Annotated in this window: 11 protein-coding genes and 1 pseudogene; 5 read left to right on the top strand and 7 right to left on the bottom strand. The window is 71.2% G+C overall.

The window, feature by feature from the left end; genetic code table 11:
• Positions 1 to 449 precede the first annotated feature (449 nt).
• Positions 450 to 5,180 (top strand): multicopper oxidase domain-containing protein, encoded by a 4,731-nt coding sequence (locus QSK45_RS11950; protein WP_285556325.1) that lies wholly within the window; start codon positions 450 to 452, stop codon positions 5,178 to 5,180.
• Positions 5,181 to 5,346: 166 nt separating this feature from the next.
• On the opposite strand, the gene QSK45_RS11945 is transcribed toward QSK45_RS11950, so the two are convergent.
• From QSK45_RS11945 to QSK45_RS11930, 3 genes are all read right to left on the bottom strand, one after another.
• Positions 5,347 to 6,126, bottom strand: a complete 780-nt coding sequence (locus tag QSK45_RS11945; RefSeq protein WP_285555947.1) for a D-Ala-D-Ala carboxypeptidase family metallohydrolase — start codon at positions 6,124 to 6,126, stop codon at positions 5,347 to 5,349.
• A 34-nt stretch (positions 6,127 to 6,160) separates the two neighbouring features.
• Positions 6,161 to 7,456 carry a GH25 family lysozyme gene (locus QSK45_RS11935; RefSeq protein WP_395481763.1) on the bottom strand — a complete coding sequence of 432 codons (1,296 nt, stop codon included), beginning with the start codon at positions 7,454 to 7,456 and terminating at the stop codon, positions 6,161 to 6,163.
• A gap of 419 nt (positions 7,457 to 7,875) precedes the next feature.
• Positions 7,876 to 8,787, bottom strand: coding sequence for a LysR family transcriptional regulator (locus tag QSK45_RS11930; protein WP_285555944.1), 912 nt, complete (start codon positions 8,785 to 8,787; stop codon positions 7,876 to 7,878).
• A 129-nt stretch (positions 8,788 to 8,916) separates the two neighbouring features.
• Here QSK45_RS11930 and QSK45_RS11925 point away from each other — a divergent pair, with 129 nt between their 5' ends.
• The 3 genes from QSK45_RS11925 to QSK45_RS11915 all read left to right on the top strand — a co-directional run bounded on the left by QSK45_RS11925 (position 8,917) and on the right by QSK45_RS11915 (position 11,282).
• Positions 8,917 to 9,642, top strand: coding sequence for an SDR family oxidoreductase (locus QSK45_RS11925; RefSeq protein ID WP_285555942.1), 726 nt, complete (start codon positions 8,917 to 8,919; stop codon positions 9,640 to 9,642).
• Positions 9,643 to 9,656: 14 nt separating this feature from the next.
• Positions 9,657 to 10,439 (top strand): SDR family NAD(P)-dependent oxidoreductase, encoded by a 783-nt coding sequence (locus QSK45_RS11920; protein WP_285555940.1) that lies wholly within the window; start codon positions 9,657 to 9,659, stop codon positions 10,437 to 10,439.
• A 219-nt stretch (positions 10,440 to 10,658) separates the two neighbouring features.
• The gene (locus QSK45_RS11915; RefSeq protein ID WP_285555938.1) at positions 10,659 to 11,282 is read left to right on the top strand and encodes an ester cyclase; all 624 of its coding nucleotides are present in this window, start codon (positions 10,659 to 10,661) and stop codon (positions 11,280 to 11,282) included.
• A gap of 29 nt (positions 11,283 to 11,311) precedes the next feature.
• On the opposite strand, the pseudogene QSK45_RS11910 reads toward QSK45_RS11915, so the two are convergent.
• Positions 11,312 to 11,469, bottom strand: a pseudogene (locus QSK45_RS11910) (SDR family oxidoreductase); the annotation flags it as partial.
• Positions 11,470 to 11,577: 108 nt separating this feature from the next.
• Between QSK45_RS11910 and QSK45_RS11905 the strand changes: the two are divergent.
• Positions 11,578 to 11,721, top strand: coding sequence for a hypothetical protein (locus QSK45_RS11905; RefSeq protein WP_285556345.1), 144 nt, complete (start codon positions 11,578 to 11,580; stop codon positions 11,719 to 11,721).
• 430 nt (positions 11,722 to 12,151) lie between these two features.
• Here the strand turns inward: QSK45_RS11905 and QSK45_RS11900 are convergent, their stop codons facing one another.
• Genes QSK45_RS11900 through QSK45_RS11890 form a run of 3 tightly spaced genes read right to left on the bottom strand, consistent with a single transcriptional unit; the run spans position 12,152 to position 14,396 of the window.
• Entirely contained in the window at positions 12,152 to 12,790 is a 639-nt protein-coding gene (locus QSK45_RS11900) for a CoA transferase subunit B (protein ID WP_285555936.1), read from the bottom strand.
• Between the two features lie 2 nt (positions 12,791 to 12,792).
• Positions 12,793 to 13,572: a CoA transferase subunit A gene (locus QSK45_RS11895; protein ID WP_285555934.1), complete on the bottom strand. Its 780-nt coding sequence runs from the start codon at positions 13,570 to 13,572 to the stop codon at positions 12,793 to 12,795.
• A 17-nt stretch (positions 13,573 to 13,589) separates the two neighbouring features.
• Positions 13,590 to 14,396 carry a hypothetical protein gene (locus QSK45_RS11890; protein WP_285555931.1) on the bottom strand — a complete coding sequence of 269 codons (807 nt, stop codon included), beginning with the start codon at positions 14,394 to 14,396 and terminating at the stop codon, positions 13,590 to 13,592.
• Between the last annotated feature and the right edge of the window lie 74 nt (positions 14,397 to 14,470).

The raw sequence follows: 14,470 nt of genomic DNA, 5'->3' as shown, positions 1-14,470 counted from the left end.
ACCGCCTTCCCCCCCGCCGCGTGCCCGACAGCGTTCCTCCGAACCGTGCCCTGCAGCTCCCCCGGACCCCTTTTTAAGGGCCACGCCCGGCGCTGCGCAGGCGGTTTCACAAATGTGAGGGAATTGTTCTGATTTGGTGCCAGCAAAAGCTGGTTGTCACGACATCGCAAGAGACGATCCGCAGGAGGAACGACGGCGCCGGGTGCGCGGAACGGGCCGGGCGCTTAGGGCTCTCGCGGCGCCGTCATGACAGCTTGATGAGAGTCGCGTCATCTTCGCCCTCGCGCCCGGCGGCCGACCGCACACTTGTCGCCCGGCCCCGTGGAACACGCCACCAGCCTGCGGCAGGGTCCCGGGGCACTCGTTCCCGCCGCCTCCGCTGGGCCGATCGGGGCCGGACCCGCTCGCGACGGCGGACGGGTGACCGAGGGGAGGAGGAAGGCGTGTTCATGCGACAGGCGACGAGGCCGCGGGGGAAGCGAGGACGGCGTACGGTCGCGCTGATCGGCGTCGGGGCGGTGGCAGCGGCGGTCATGGTGGGCCTGCCGCCGTCATCGGCTCAGCAGGCGCAGGCGGCTCCCGCCGGCGGACCGAGCAGCCCGACCGACGAGACGAAGGTCCCGCACTACTTCGGTCCCTGGCCGAACTGGGCCAACAGCCCGCTCACCCAGTCGAAGGCGAGAGTGGTCATCAAGTCCACCGCCATGTCGGTGGGGAACAAGCTGGTCAACCGGGCGAACGCGACCGACTACGCGACGCCGCCGGGCGAGCTGGGCCCGGTGTTCGTCGTCCTGGACGGCTCGCCACTGCCCAAGGGCACACTCAAGAGCTTCCAGACCTGGAACCAGGTCGACCCGGCGGGGAGCCCCACCGGGTCCGCGGGCGGCCTCTTCCACGCCTACGTCCTGCGGCCGACGGACACGCCGAAGCAGTACACCGTCGTGGCCGACAGCGGGCTGGAGACGGTGCCCGAGCCGGCCTCCAAGAACGGGGAGGTCACGACATACAACGTGCCCGACGTCGCCGTCAAGGCCGGCGACGTCATCGGTTTCTACGGTCAGGGAATCCCGGTCGACACCGGTGTGGCGTCCGGCGTCGACGCCTTCATGTACCCGGCCGGCGTCGACAAGAGCACGTCCCCGCCGACCAATGTGCCTCCGGCCGAGGGCGGCACGGTGACCGTGGGTTCGAGCGAGTACCCGCTCCACCCGACCCAGGACCGCACGTACTCCTTCGCGGCGACGGTGGCCCCCGCCACCACCGGGACCGGCGCCGAGGCGACCGCCACGGTGGACCCGCGGACCGGTGGCATCGCCGGCATCGACGTGACCGCGCCGGGCCGCGGCTACGTCGCCGGTGCGACGTCCGTCACCGTCGACGGAGGCACCACGGCGGCGACGGCCGGCGCCACCGTCCAGTCGACCGGTGGTGTGGTCGATTACACCGTCACGGCGGGGGGCGGCGGCTACGGCCGCTTCGCGGTCGACATCACCGGTGGTGGCGGCAGCGGTGCCGTGGCGACCGCCTCCGGCGGGGTGGACGCCGTGACCGTCAAGGACGGCGGATCGGGCTACACCATGCCGACGGTCGACTTCGACCTCCCCGACGACCCCAACGGCACAGTGGCCAAGGGCCACGTCGACCCGGCGGACCTGGCCGCGGACGGCAGCGTCCGGAAGGTGACCGTGGACGACCCGGGCAGCGGCTACGGCAGCGCGCCCGGCGTCAGCATCCACAACGGGACGCTGGCCGACCCGGTTCCCGGCGCTACGCCGGCGACCGCCTCCACCAGCCTGAAACTGCTGGCGCTCACCGCTGACAAGATCGGCTCCGGCTACACCGGAACGCCCGACGTCACCGTCACGGACCCGACGGGCAAGGGATCCGGCGCCACGGCGGACGCCGGGACGAGCGTCGGCGCGATCAGCTCCATCAAGGTGACCGACCCGGGGGCCGGTTACCTCTCGGTCGGGATGAAGAAGTTCCAGGACCAGTTGCCGACGACCTGCGACCCCAAGGCGGACGGTACGGGTTGTCCCGACGTCGGACAGCTGCGGGAACCGTCGACGAAGCCGTCGGAGAAGTTCATCCCCCTGGGGGTGCCGGAGTCCGTCACCACCAGCGGCAAGCCGGCCGACGAATACGTCATCGGTCTCGTGCAGTACCGCACCCGGTTCTCCTCGGACCTGCCGCCGACCCTGGTGCGGGGCTATGTCCAGTTGTCCACCGACGCCGTCCCCGGACGGAAGGTGCCGCTGTACAACGAGTTGATGGACGGCACCCGGCAGGAGCTGCCGTACACCGGTGTGACCTCACCACAGTGGATGGGCCCGGTCATCACCGCGACCAAGGACCGGCCGGTGCGGATCGTGTTCCGCAACCTGCTCCCCAAGGGTGCCGACGGTGACCTCTTCCTGCCGGTCGACAGCACCGGGATGGGCTCCGGCATGGGTCCGATGGCGATGCCCGCGCCGAAGAACGACGGCACCGTCATGGACGAGGTGCGCAATCCGGCGTGCACGAACGACAAGACGGGCTGCTTCAAGGACAACCGGGCCACGTTGCACCTGCACGGCGGCATCACGCCGTGGATCAGCGACGGCACGCCCCACCAGTGGATCACCCCGGCCGGCGAGAACACGGACTGGCCGCAGGGCGTCAGCGTCCAGAACGTGCCGGACATGACGGACGGCGGCGGGACGGAACTCTGCGCGGCGAAGGACGACGGCTGCTCGACCTTCTACTACACCAACCAGCAGAGCGCCCGGCTGATGTTCTACCACGACCACTCCTACGGCATCACCCGGCTGAACGTCTACGCCGGTGAAGCGGCCGGTTACACCATCACCGACGACACCGAGAAGGCGCTGGTCGGCAACGGCACGATCCCCGACGCCGATTCGACCCTCCCGCTGCTCGTCCAGGACCGCACCTTCGTGCCGGACGACTCGCAGCTCAAGGACCAGAAGGACGCGAACGGCCGGACGGTCTCGTACGGGCAGGACCCCACCTGGAACACGAAACGCTGGGGCACCAAGGGCAGTTTCTGGTACCACCACGTCTACATGCCCGCGCAGAACCCGGGCGACCCGTCAGGCATGAGCTCGTACGGACGCTGGATGTACGGGCCGTGGTTCTGGCCGCCGGCCGGCGACGCCAAGTACGGGCCGATCGCGAACCCGTACTACGAACCCACGTGCAAGCTGGACGATCCGTCGACCTGGCAGTACCAGACCGCGCCTTACTGCGAGCCGGAGCAGATCCCCGGCACGCCGAACGTCTCGATGGGCATGGAGCAGTTCAACGACACGCCCATCGTCAACGGGGTCGCCTATCCCAAGGTGACGCTTCAGCCGAAGACCTACAGGCTGCGGCTGCTCAACGCCGCCAACGACCGGTTCTTCAACTTCCAGTGGTACGGCGCCGATCCCAAGCAGGGCGACGGGACCACCGAGGTGGCGCTGAAACCGAACGAGCTGGAGGCCGCCCAGACCGATCCCAACGTGTCGCCCACTCCGGTCGACTCCAACAACGACGCCGCCGGCCCGGACTGGGTGCAGATCGCCAACGAGGGGGGCTTCCTGCCGGCGCCGGCCGTCATCGACGGCCAGCAGCCGACGACCTGGATCACCGACCCGACCCGCTTCGACGTCGGCAACGTGGACAAGCACTCGCTGACCCTGGCGCCGGCCGAGCGCGCCGACGTGCTGGTGGACTTCTCCAAGTTCGCCGGCAAGACACTCATCCTCTACAACGACGCGCCCGCCGCCTATCCGGCGCGCGTGGCGTCGTACGACTACTACACGGGCGCGCCCGACCTCAGGCCGACCGGTGCCCCGAAGATCCTGCCGGGGTACGGTCCCAATACCCGCACCGTCATGCAGGTGACCGTCGCGGACACCACGCCGGCCCCGGCCCTCGACCTGACCAGGCTGCAGGCCGCCTTCAAGCACCACGCGGACGGCTCCGGCGTCTTCGAGTCCGGGCAGAACCCGGTGATCGTCGGCCAGTCCGCCTACAACTCGGCCTATGGCAAGACCTTCGCCGCCAGCAGCAACTGCAACGTCACCAACACGACGGTGAACACCTGCGACGGCCTGGTCCGCGTGAACGACACCTCGAAGTTCAGCTTCAACACGCTCAAGTCACCGACCGCCAAGACGACGATGCCCTTGCAACCGAAGGCCATCCACGACGAGATGAACGCGACGTCGTTCGACGACTTCGGCCGGATGGAGGCGAACCTCGGCGTCGAGGCGCAGCCACCCACGCCGGGCGGGCAGAACGTCACGTTGTACCCGTACGTCAACCCGCAGACCGAGCTGATCGACGGCACCGATCTTCCCAGGGGAGACGTGAAGGTGACGCCCATCGGATCCGCCGCGGACGGGACACAGATCTGGCGGTTCACCCACAACGGGGTGGACACGCACCCGATCCACTTCCACCTGTACGACGTCCAGCTCCTCAACCGGGTCACCTGGGACAACATCGTCATCCGGCCGGACGGCAACGAACTGGGCTGGAAGGACACGGTGCGGATGAGTCCGCTGGAGGACACGATCGTCGCCCTGCGGCCGGTCGTGCCGACCGTGCCCTTCGAGGTGCCGAACTCCGTGCGGCCGCTGGACCCGGCGATGCCGCTCGGCGACACGTCGATGTTCAACAACGTCGATCCGCAGGGCAACCCTACGGCGGCCATCAGCAACAAGCTGGTGAACTTCGGCTGGGAGTACGTGATCCACTGTCACATCCTCAGCCATGAGGAGATGGACATGATGCGTCCCGAGTCGCTGGCACTGCCGCCCGTGAAGGCGAGCGGGCTCACGTCCACGGTCGTGGGCACCGGCGCCAACGCACGGATCCAGTTGCAGTGGCAGGACAACTCCATCAACGAGACGTCCTTCGTCGTGCAGCGGTCGAGCGACGGCACCACATGGTCCGACGCCGGCACCGTCGCCTCGCCGCTCGACCAGCCGAACGTCCACGAGACCCGCACCTTCGTCGACCCGACGGCATCGGTGAACTCGTCGTACGCCTACCGGGTCGTCGCGCTCAACACGGTCGGTTACGGCGGGGAGTTCCCGAGTATGACGGTGAAGTCCGTCTCGGACCCGCTCCAGGTGGTCGTGGGGGTCCGCGGGCAGCGAAAGGGACGGACGGCTGTGCGGCCCGAGTGACCACGGAGGCCGGGAGGGCGGGCGACGCGCCGCCCTCCCGTGCCGGGGGCCGTGCGACCCTCGTGGGGCGATCACCTCGTGACCCGGCGCATCGCGGGCCGGATCGACGGCGGGCCCGTCCGTGCCGTGACGACGCGGACGGGCCCGGTGTGCCGGAGCGGGCGGATCACACCACGCCGCTCTCCCACCACCACGAGCCGGAGCCGTACGAGGGGTACTGGACTCGGCTGTCGACGTGCTGCCATGAGTGCGTGTACGCCTCGAGGCCGGAGAAGCCGCACGTCTCGGCGATCCTGTAGGTCTGCAGGGTGCTGTAGCCGGAGACGACGATGTCCGCGGCGACGCCGTAGAGGTGCATGCTGTTGGACGCGCCGCCCACCGCGGCGTTGTGCGCGATGCTGCGGAAGCCGGAGTCGACCGTGATCGAGCTGTTTCCGGCCTTCTTGCGCACGGCCTCCAGCTTGTACATCAGTCGGCGCACGTTCTCCTTGACCGTCGCGGCGTCGACCATCCCACCACTGAAACCGGAGCCGTCCTGGGAGTAGAACTCGCTCCAGTCGAAGTGGGCGGTGGATCCGTCGCCGGACTCGAGGCTGTTGAGCACGCCCTGCGTCTGCGGACCGACGACGCCGTCCGCGCTCAGCCCGTAGGCGGACTGGAAGCGTTGGACGGCGGCGTTCGTGGCCGGGCCGAAGTCACCGTCCCAGGCGACATAGGTCTGCTGCGCGCTGGACGCGGCCCAGCCACCGACGCGGATCTGCAGTTCGACCACGTCGGATCCGGAGGAGCCCTGCTGAAGGGTGCGGGACCACCCGTAGGCCGAGGCCCGGCCCGCCGCTTGGAGGCTGACAGTTCCCGCCAAGCCGAGCGTGGCCGTCAGCCCTGCCGCGCCCCGGAGCAGGGAGCGGCGGTCGATGCCGCCGGCGGAGTGTCGTGCCCGTGTCATGGAAGTCCCCTCATCTGTGATGTCGTGCCGAAGCTCAGGAAACGAGGCTCTGCCAGGTGTTCGAACCGACGATGCCGTCCACGCTGAGGCCGTGCGCCGACTGGAACGAACGCACCGCGGAGTCGGTCGCCGGCCCGAACGAACCGTCCACCGCCAGCGCGAAACCGTGGGCGTCGAGCTGGCTCTGCACCGCCTGGACCGCGGGACCCGACGATCCCTGCTGCACGGTGACGATGAGGGCCTGCCAGGTGGCGGGGCCGACGACGCCGTCCACGCTGAGGCCGTGCGCCGACTGGAACGAACGCACCGCGGAGTCGGTCGCCGGCCCGAACGAACCGTCCACCGTCAACGCGAAGCCGTGGGCGTCGAGCAGGTACTGGACGGTCTTGACCCGCTCACCACTGGCTCCCTGCTGCACAGTGGGCCAACTGGCGGTGGGCGGCGGTGTGTAGCTTCCCTCGGCGAAGGTCTGCAGGTCCGTGAGCGTGCCGTTGAAGGTGTCCTGGTCGCCGGGGAAGGTTCCGGAGTCGGCGTACTGCCAGATCGTCTGGGTCGACCATCCGGCGGGCAGGGTGCCGGGGCTGCTGGAGTAACGGGCGATCCACAGCGGGTTGGTGCTTGCGAAGCTGCTGTTGTTGCCGGTGCAGGTGGTCCACCAGTCGGTGGTGGTGTAGATCGTCGGGTAGCGCCCCACCTTGGCCCGCACTTCGTTGCTGAAGTCCCGGATCCAGGAGACCATCGCGCTCTGGCTCAGCCCGTAACAGGTCGCCCCGTAGGGGTTGTACTCGATGTCCAGGGCGGGCGGCAGCGTCCTGCCGTCGGCGGTCCAGCCGCCGCCGTGGCTGACGAACCAGTCGGCCTGGACGGTACCGGTCGAGTTGCCGGGGAGCGCGAAGTGGTAGGCGCCGCGGATCAGTCCGGCGTTGTACGCGCCGTTGTACTGCTGGGAGAAGGACGGGTCCGTGTAGGTGGTGCCCTCGGTGGCCTTGACGTAGGCGAAGGCGGCGCCGTTGTTCTTGACGGATGTCCAGTCGACGTTGGTCTGGTAGTGGCTGACGTCGAGGCCGGCCGGACCCGTGCTGACGGCGGCCGACGCGGTCGTCGCCAGGGACGCCGCGCTCAGGCGCTGGAGCCCGGATCCGGCATGGTCCTGGTCCGGGTGCGTCATGCGCACCCGGATCCCGTGGTCCGCGGCGGCCGCCGAGGCGGTACCGGGCAGGATGGGCACGCTGAGGACCGCGGCCAGCAGCCCGCCCGCCCGGAGGAGGGTCCGGCGAGGGCCGGTACCGCTGGTACCGGATCTGAACCGCGAGAGGGCGGCTGCGAACATGGTGCTCCTAGGAGTGTGGAGGGATACGGAGTGCTCGGGCCGGGGCGGCCGTGGTGGTGCCGTCGACGGTCCGTGGTGGGGCTGTCGGAACATGAACGCCTGGTGAGCGCTGGTCGCGGTGGGATACGGGCTGTGGTCAGGACGTGCCGTCAACGCCTGGGTCACCAGGTTGAGTTGATGCGCGTAGAGGTAAGCACAGGCATTGACATGCACGCAACACCTTCCAGGATGCGCCGTCGTCGACGGACAGGTGAGCCGCGTCGCCCTCGGCTTACGGTCATCGGTCTCGGTGCCGGTCCCGCCTGCCGGCCGCCACCGTGTTCACCGGCCCCGCCGTCGAACGCGCACCGCGCCATGCCGCCCGGCCGGTCGCCGCGGTTTCGACCGTCTGCGCGGCACCCCGGGCCGGGACAAGCCGTCTACTCCGTGACGCGGGCCGGGAAGTGAAGGGGGTTGAGGCGGGCCTGGCGGGCGAGGTGGTCGGCGAAGGCGACGGTCAGCGGGTCGGGGCGGGTGCGCGTGTAGGCCGTGAGGGTCCGGCGGATGGGAGGGTCCGGGCGCAGTGTGGCACCGTCGAAGTGGGACGGGATGATGTTGGCGGGGACGAGGGCGGGGCCGAGACCGGCGGCGGCCAGCAGGGGGACGGCGGAGGTCTGTTCGGCGCGGACGGCCGCCTCGGGCTGGAAGCCGGCCCGGAGGCAGACGCGGTCGAGCAGGTCGGCGAGGCCGTTGCCGGGTGAGTAGTGGACCCAGGCGCGGTCCGCGAGCGAGGCGAGGGCGACGGTGCGGGTCGGGCTGTCGGCCAGCGGGTCGTCGGCGGGCAGGACGACGGCGAACTCCTCCACGCCGAGTTCGCGGGTCGGTCCCTCCCAGTCGTCCGGTGGAGGGCCGACGGCGAGGTCGGCCCCGCCCGCGGCCATGGCCGCCTGGAGCTTGGCGGCGTGCGGGTACTCGTGCAGCCGGATCCGTACCCCCGGGTGCCGCCGGCGCCAGACGCGCAGGACGGGCGGGAGGATGCCGAGGCTGACCGAGTAGACGGTCGCGACCTCCAGCTCTCCTTCGTCCAGTCCGGCACTGCGACGGGCGACGGAGTGCAGGCGCTCGGCCTCGGCGAGCGCGGCGCGGGCATGCGGAAGGACCGCGCGGCCCATGGGAGTCGGGCGGACCGAGCGCGGGAGTCGTTCGAGCAACGGGCCCCCGACAGCCTTCTCCAGTGCACGGATCTGATGCGAGAGGGCGGGTTGGGTGACGTGCAGTCGCTCGGCCGCCCGGGTGAAGGAACCGGTGTCGACGACGGTGACCAGGTATTCGAGCTGTCGCAGCGTTGCCATGAGGAAATTTTATCGCTCCAGGTGAAAACAAGACTTGGACTCATCACACGGGCCCGGGAGAAGGTCGTGGTGTGACCGCCGCGGGCAAAGCGCGGCGGTCGCTCCCCGACACCTCGAAGGAGTACTCCCATGTCCCGTTCCGCGTTCCTCGAGGGGCAGCGCCTGGTCGTGGTGGGCGCAGGTTCCCGCACCGGCTGCCGGCTCGCCCAGGCGGCGTCCGCCGCCGGCGCCGACCTCGTCCTGGCCGGTCCCGATCCGCGCAAGCTCGAGTGGACCGCCGGCGAGCTGTCCGGGCCGTCCGAGGTGATCACGGTCGACCTCGCCGACGAGGCCACGATCGCGGCCCTGTCCCAGCGGGTCGGCCGCTTCGACCACCTGGTCTCCACCGCGGCCATGCCGGCCAACGGTCCGCTGAAGGACCTCGAACTCGCCGACGTCCAGCGGGCGTTCGCCGCCAAGGTGGTCGGCCCCCTGCTGCTGGCCAAGCATCTGGGCGGCCAGGTCGCCGATACCGGTTCGTTCACCTTCTTCTCCGGTGTGGCCGCGTGGCGTCCGGCGCCGTCGCGGACCGTGATGGCCACCACCAACGGCGCGCTGGCCTTCCTGGTCCAGGCACTCGCGGTCGAGATCGCGCCGGTGCGGGTCAACGCCGTCTCGCCGGGCATCGTCGACAGCGGGTCCTGGGACGGGCTGGGCGCGGACAAGGAGTCGTTCCTGCGCCAGGTGGCCGAACGCAACCCCGCCCGCCGCGTCGGTACCCCGGACGACCTGATCAAGGCCGTGTTCTACGCCCTCGACAACCCGTACGTCACCGGCACCGTGCTGCACGTCGACGGCGGCGGCCGCCTCGCCTGAAAGGAGCCCGGCTGATGGATCTTCGACTCGATGACGCGGTCGTGGTGGTGACCGGCGCGTCCGCCGGGATCGGCGAGGCCACGGTGGGCGTCCTGGCGGCGGAGGGCGCCGCTGTCGTCGCCGTGGCCCGCCACCCCGAGGGCGTCGAAGCCCTCGGCCCGCAGGTCAGTGGGCTGGCGGCCGACCTCACCGAACCCGGCGCCGCCCAGCGGGTGGTGGCGGAGGTGCTCGCCCGGTACGGGCGTCTGGACGGCCTCGTCAACAACGTCGGCGGGCTGGACTCCCGCACCGGCTTCCTGGACGTGAGTGACGAGCAGTGGCACGCCACGTTCGAGCTCAACTTCCACAGCGCGGTGCGGATGACCCGAGCCGCGCTGCCCGCCCTGCTCGTGCGCGGCGGCTCCCTGGTCCACGTCACCAGCGAGGCGGCCAGGATGCCGGACGTGCCGCTGGTGGACTACGCGGCCGCCAAAACCGCGCTGCTGTCGTTGTCCAAGACGCTTGCGGCCGAGTTCGGCCCGCGCGGGGTGCGTTCCAACGTCGTCGCGCCGGGACCGACCCGGACCCGGCTGTGGGACGGCCCCGGCGGATTCGCCGAGCAGCTCGCCGCCCAGTTCCGCCTGGAACCGGAGGCGGCGATCGACCACTTCGTCCGCGAGGTGCGACGCCTGCCCACGGCCCGGCTCGGCGGCCCCGACGATGTCGCACGGGTCATCGCCTACCTGCTGTCGCCCCTCGCGCGCCAGATCACCGGCGCCGAGTGGGCCGTCGACGGCGGCGCGCTGCGCCAGATCTGACCCTCGCCGCGAGGGCTCGCGTCTGTGTCCGGCGCGCTCGCGCCGCTCCGGGCTCGCCCCGCCGACCACCTCACCGGCGGGCCCGAACACCCCTGGCTCGTTTCCAGCGGTCGGCCGGTGGGCCCGCTGGTCGCCGGACACACGCGCGGTCCTCACCCCCTTCACCGCTACGACAACCGCTACGACAACCGCATCAAGCACAGCCAAAGGAATCCGCTCATGCACAAGCTGACCCGTACCATCCTCGTCACCGCCGCCGCCCTCGCCGGCGCGACAGCGCTCACGGCCGGCATCGGTATGGCCGTCGGCGCCGTGGACTACCACCGCCAGGCCGGCGAGCCGAGCACGCAGGCGTCGCCGCGCAGCCTCATCGACCGCACGCCCGGCCTGGTCCAGCCCGCGGCGCTGACCGTGGACCGCTCGATCGGCAGGCGGCGCGCCTCCCAGGAGGTACGCCTGGCCCAGCAGCTGTACACCTTCTGGAACACCGGGGAGCAGAAGTACCTCGACGCCGCCGTCAGCCCGCACTTCAAGGACGACACCCTGCCCGCCGGCCGCCCGCAGGGACCGACCGGCCCGGCGTTCGCCTCGAAGAACTTCCGCGCCGCCGTCCCCGACCTGACCTGTGAACTGGCCGACCTCCTGATCACAGGCGACAAGATCACCGCCCGGCTGGTCTTCCGCGGCCACTTCACCGGCACCTTCAACGGAGTCCGAGGCAAGGGTCAGCAGGTCCGCTTCAACGCCATCGACATCCAGCACGCCGGTACCGACAAGATCGTCGAGGACTGGCACATCGAGGACAACGAGACCCTGCTGAGCCAGCTCGGAGTCACCGGCTGACGCCCTTGCCGTGAGCGGGCGGCGCCGTGTCAGACCGCCGACCAGCCGTCGTCGACGGGCAGGATCGCGCCGTTGACGTCGCTCGCGGCGTCCGAGGCGAGGAACAGGATCGCCGCCGCCTGCTCCTCCGGCCGCGCCACCCGGCCCACGTTGACGAAGGGGGGCCGAGCGCCGCCGGTCCGTGCGCCGTCCGGCAGCAGACCCACGACGGGGCGGAACCCGCCTTCGCGCGCGCCCTCGCCCAGAGGGCCGGTCCGCCGGCCGACGACGTACACGGCCGGCCATCTGGGCGGCCATGCTCAACGCCGCCCTGCGCGCGGCCGTCGAACACCACGCCTGGCGTACGGCGGAGCCGGGCACCAGCCCCACGGCCGCCCGTGCCGACCTCGCGGCCACCCTAAGCGCCGCCCTGGCAGTCGCGGCGGCCGGCCTCGCCTGAGCCTCCGAGGCCGCGCCCGCACCAGGGCCCGGCCGGTCCCGAGGCCACGAGCCGATTCTCCGCGGCGCTCAGGCTCTGACGGGTATCCGGGGTTCGCAGACGCGCCCCTCCCACCGCGCCTGCCCGCGCGGGCTCGGGCTCGGGCTCGGGCTCGGGCGCACGATCCCGGAAACCGGCCGGCCGCACCCGCAACCGCCGGCACCGCCGTTCCGCCGGTGACCGCCCGCCGGCCCCCGACCGGCGGGACGACACCGCCCGGCACGAGGTCGCATGCGAGCCCGCGGCTCGGTTCGAAGACGGCGTGTTCCCCGCGGCGATCCACCGGTGCCGCCGATGCGTCGGCGGGCCGGCCGGTTGGGCACTCCGTCGCAGGGCGCGGCCGCCCTCGCCCGGCACGGCGACGCAGGCGCACCGGACAGCCGCGCGGGCTTCACGCGGGAACCGGGATCAGCTCCGGCTCGGTCGCGGCGCGGACCTCGGCCTCGGTGACCCCGGGCGCGCACTCGACGAGACGCAGTCCGCGGTCGGTGACGTCCAGCACGGCCAGGTCGGTGATGATCCGCTGGACCACGCGTTCGCCGGTGAGGGGCAGCGAGCAGTTTTCGACGATCTTGAAGGTGCCGTCCCGGGCCACGTGCTCCATCAGAACGATCACCCTGCGGGCGCCGTGCACCAGGTCCATCGCGCCGCCCATTCCCTTGACCATCTTTCCGGGAATCATCCAGTTGGCGATGTCGCCCCGCGCCGAGACCTGCATCGCGCCCAGGATCGCCACGTCGATCCGACCCGAGCGGATCATCCCGAAGCTGGCACCGGAGTCGAAGAAGCTCGCGCCGGGCCGCACCGTGACGGTTTCCTTCCCGGCGTTGATCAGGTCGGGGTCCTCGTCCCCCTGGTACGGGTACGGACCGGTGCCGAGGATGCCGTTCTCGGACTGGAGCACCAGCTCCACGGCGTCGTCGACGTGGTTGGGCACCAGGGTCGGCAGCCCGATGCCCAGGTTGACGTAGTCGCCGTCCCTCAGCTCCCGTGCGGCGCGGGCGGCCATCTGGTCTCTGGTCAGTGCCATGGTCACGCTCCTCGTCCCGTGCTTCGCCGGGGCCTGGTGGTCAGCCGCTCGATGCCCTTGTGCGCGACTTGCCCGGACGTCAGCGGAAGGACGCGGTCGATGTAGACACCGGGAAGGTGGACCGCGTCCGGGTCGAGCTCGCCGGGTTCGGCGAGGTACTCGACCTCGGCGACGGAGATCCGGCCGGCCATGGCGCACACCGGGTTGAAGTTGCGGGCTGCCTTGCGGAACACCAGGTTGCCGTGCCGGTCCCCCTTCCACGCGCGGACCAGCGCGAAGTCCGCCGGCAGGGCCCGCTCCAGCACGAACGAGGTGCCGTCGAACTCGGCGGTCGGCTTGGGCGGCGAGGCGATCGCGACCCGGCCGTCGGGGTCGTACCGCCACGGCAGGCCGCCCGAGGCGACGGCCGTGCCGGTGCCGGTCCTGGTGTAGAACGCGGGGATGCCGGTGCCGGCCGCGCGCAGCCGCTCGGCGAGGGTGCCCTGCGGGGTGAGTTCGACCTCCAGTTCGCCGCCGAGGTACTGCCGGGCGAACTCCTTGTTCTCCCCCACGTAGGAGGCGACGATCCTGCGGATCCGGCCGCGGTCGAGCAGCTTGCCGAGGCCCACGCCGTCGGTTCCGCAGTTGTTGGAGAAGACCTCCAGGCCCTTCACGCCGGCCGCTACGACGGCGTCGATGAGCACGGCGGGGATGCCGCAGACCCCGAAGCCGCCCGAGGCGATCGACGCCCCGTCCTGGATGCCTGCCACGGCCTCGGCCGCAGTGGCGACCACTTTGTCCACCGTTGCTTCCTTTCCGGTCAGTTGAGCTTGGCGAGCTGGGCGAGGACCGTCTCGGGCGCGGCGTCCGCGGGGATGTCGGCGAGCAGGAAGTCACCGGACGGCAGCGCCACGCCGTCCCCGTGCCAGAACTCCTGCGGGATCCGGGGTCCGGTCAGCCCGGACCCGCCGACCGTCACGCCCTGCCCGGTCCGGCGGCCCAGCGCCCAGCGGTAGTGGTCGGTCACGTTGGCGACCGGCGCGTAGACGCTGTCGTCGGGTTGCGGCAACTCGCCCGCGCTTGGGTCGCGTTCGTCGAGCAGCAGCATCGAGACCGGCGGCGCGGCCAGCCGCCGCAGCCAGTCCGCGACGTACATCGCGGCGGTCTCCGCGTGATCGGTGGTCAGGTCAGTGATCGGGCCGGCGCCGCTGAGTTCGTGGGTCCGCGCCAGCCACAGCATCGGGGAGGGGATCTGCACCACGAGCGGCGTGGCCGAGGCCCGCGCCACGACCTCGGCCAGCTCGACGGCGGCGACGGCGGTGGGCTCGTGGGCCAGCAGCGTGCGCAGGGCGTAGCCGGTCCGCGTCCTGGCCGACAGGCCGGCGCGCAGCGTGTCGTCGCGGGTGAGGACGTCGTCGTAGTAGGCGCCCAGATCCAGCAGAGTGGTGTCGGGGCGGAGCAGGCCCTGGACCTGCCCGGTGTACTGCGCGAAGGCGACCGGGTCGGTCCACGGGACGGGGCGGCCCTGGAGGATGACCGCCGGGGCGTAGCGCTGGTGGTCGACGACCAGCGCGGTCCGTCGGCCGGAGGGCGGGGCGGAGAGGAGGGTGGCGAAGGCCATGGCCATGGGCGTTCCTGGGGTCGAGGAGAGGCTCGGACGAGGGGGTGGGGAGCCGGGCTCCGGCTCCCCACCTGGTGCCG

This window comes from Streptomyces hygroscopicus subsp. hygroscopicus (assembly GCF_030269125.1).
GTDB classification, from domain to species: Bacteria; Actinomycetota; Actinomycetes; order Streptomycetales; family Streptomycetaceae; genus Streptomyces; species Streptomyces hygroscopicus_C.
The sequence above is the reverse complement of the archived record's forward strand: the minus strand, read 5'-3'. Positions and strand labels throughout refer to the sequence as shown.

Excerpts from the sequence above, each read along its gene's own strand:
- QSK45_RS11950 (WP_285556325.1), top strand. The coding sequence starts at position 450 with ATGCGACAGGCGACGAGGCCGCGGGGGAAGCGAGGACGGCGTACGGTC.
- QSK45_RS11945 (WP_285555947.1), bottom strand. The coding sequence starts at position 6,126 with ATGACACGGGCACGACACTCCGCCGGCGGCATCGACCGCCGCTCCCTG.
- QSK45_RS11935 (WP_395481763.1), bottom strand. The coding sequence starts at position 7,456 with ATGTTCGCAGCCGCCCTCTCGCGGTTCAGATCCGGTACCAGCGGTACC.
- QSK45_RS11930 (WP_285555944.1), bottom strand. The coding sequence starts at position 8,787 with ATGGCAACGCTGCGACAGCTCGAATACCTGGTCACCGTCGTCGACACC.
- QSK45_RS11925 (WP_285555942.1), top strand. The coding sequence starts at position 8,917 with ATGTCCCGTTCCGCGTTCCTCGAGGGGCAGCGCCTGGTCGTGGTGGGC.
- QSK45_RS11920 (WP_285555940.1), top strand. The coding sequence starts at position 9,657 with ATGGATCTTCGACTCGATGACGCGGTCGTGGTGGTGACCGGCGCGTCC.
- QSK45_RS11915 (WP_285555938.1), top strand. The coding sequence starts at position 10,659 with ATGCACAAGCTGACCCGTACCATCCTCGTCACCGCCGCCGCCCTCGCC.
- QSK45_RS11905 (WP_285556345.1), top strand. The coding sequence starts at position 11,578 with ATGCTCAACGCCGCCCTGCGCGCGGCCGTCGAACACCACGCCTGGCGT.
- QSK45_RS11900 (WP_285555936.1), bottom strand. The coding sequence starts at position 12,790 with ATGGCACTGACCAGAGACCAGATGGCCGCCCGCGCCGCACGGGAGCTG.
- QSK45_RS11890 (WP_285555931.1), bottom strand. The coding sequence starts at position 14,396 with ATGGCCATGGCCTTCGCCACCCTCCTCTCCGCCCCGCCCTCCGGCCGA.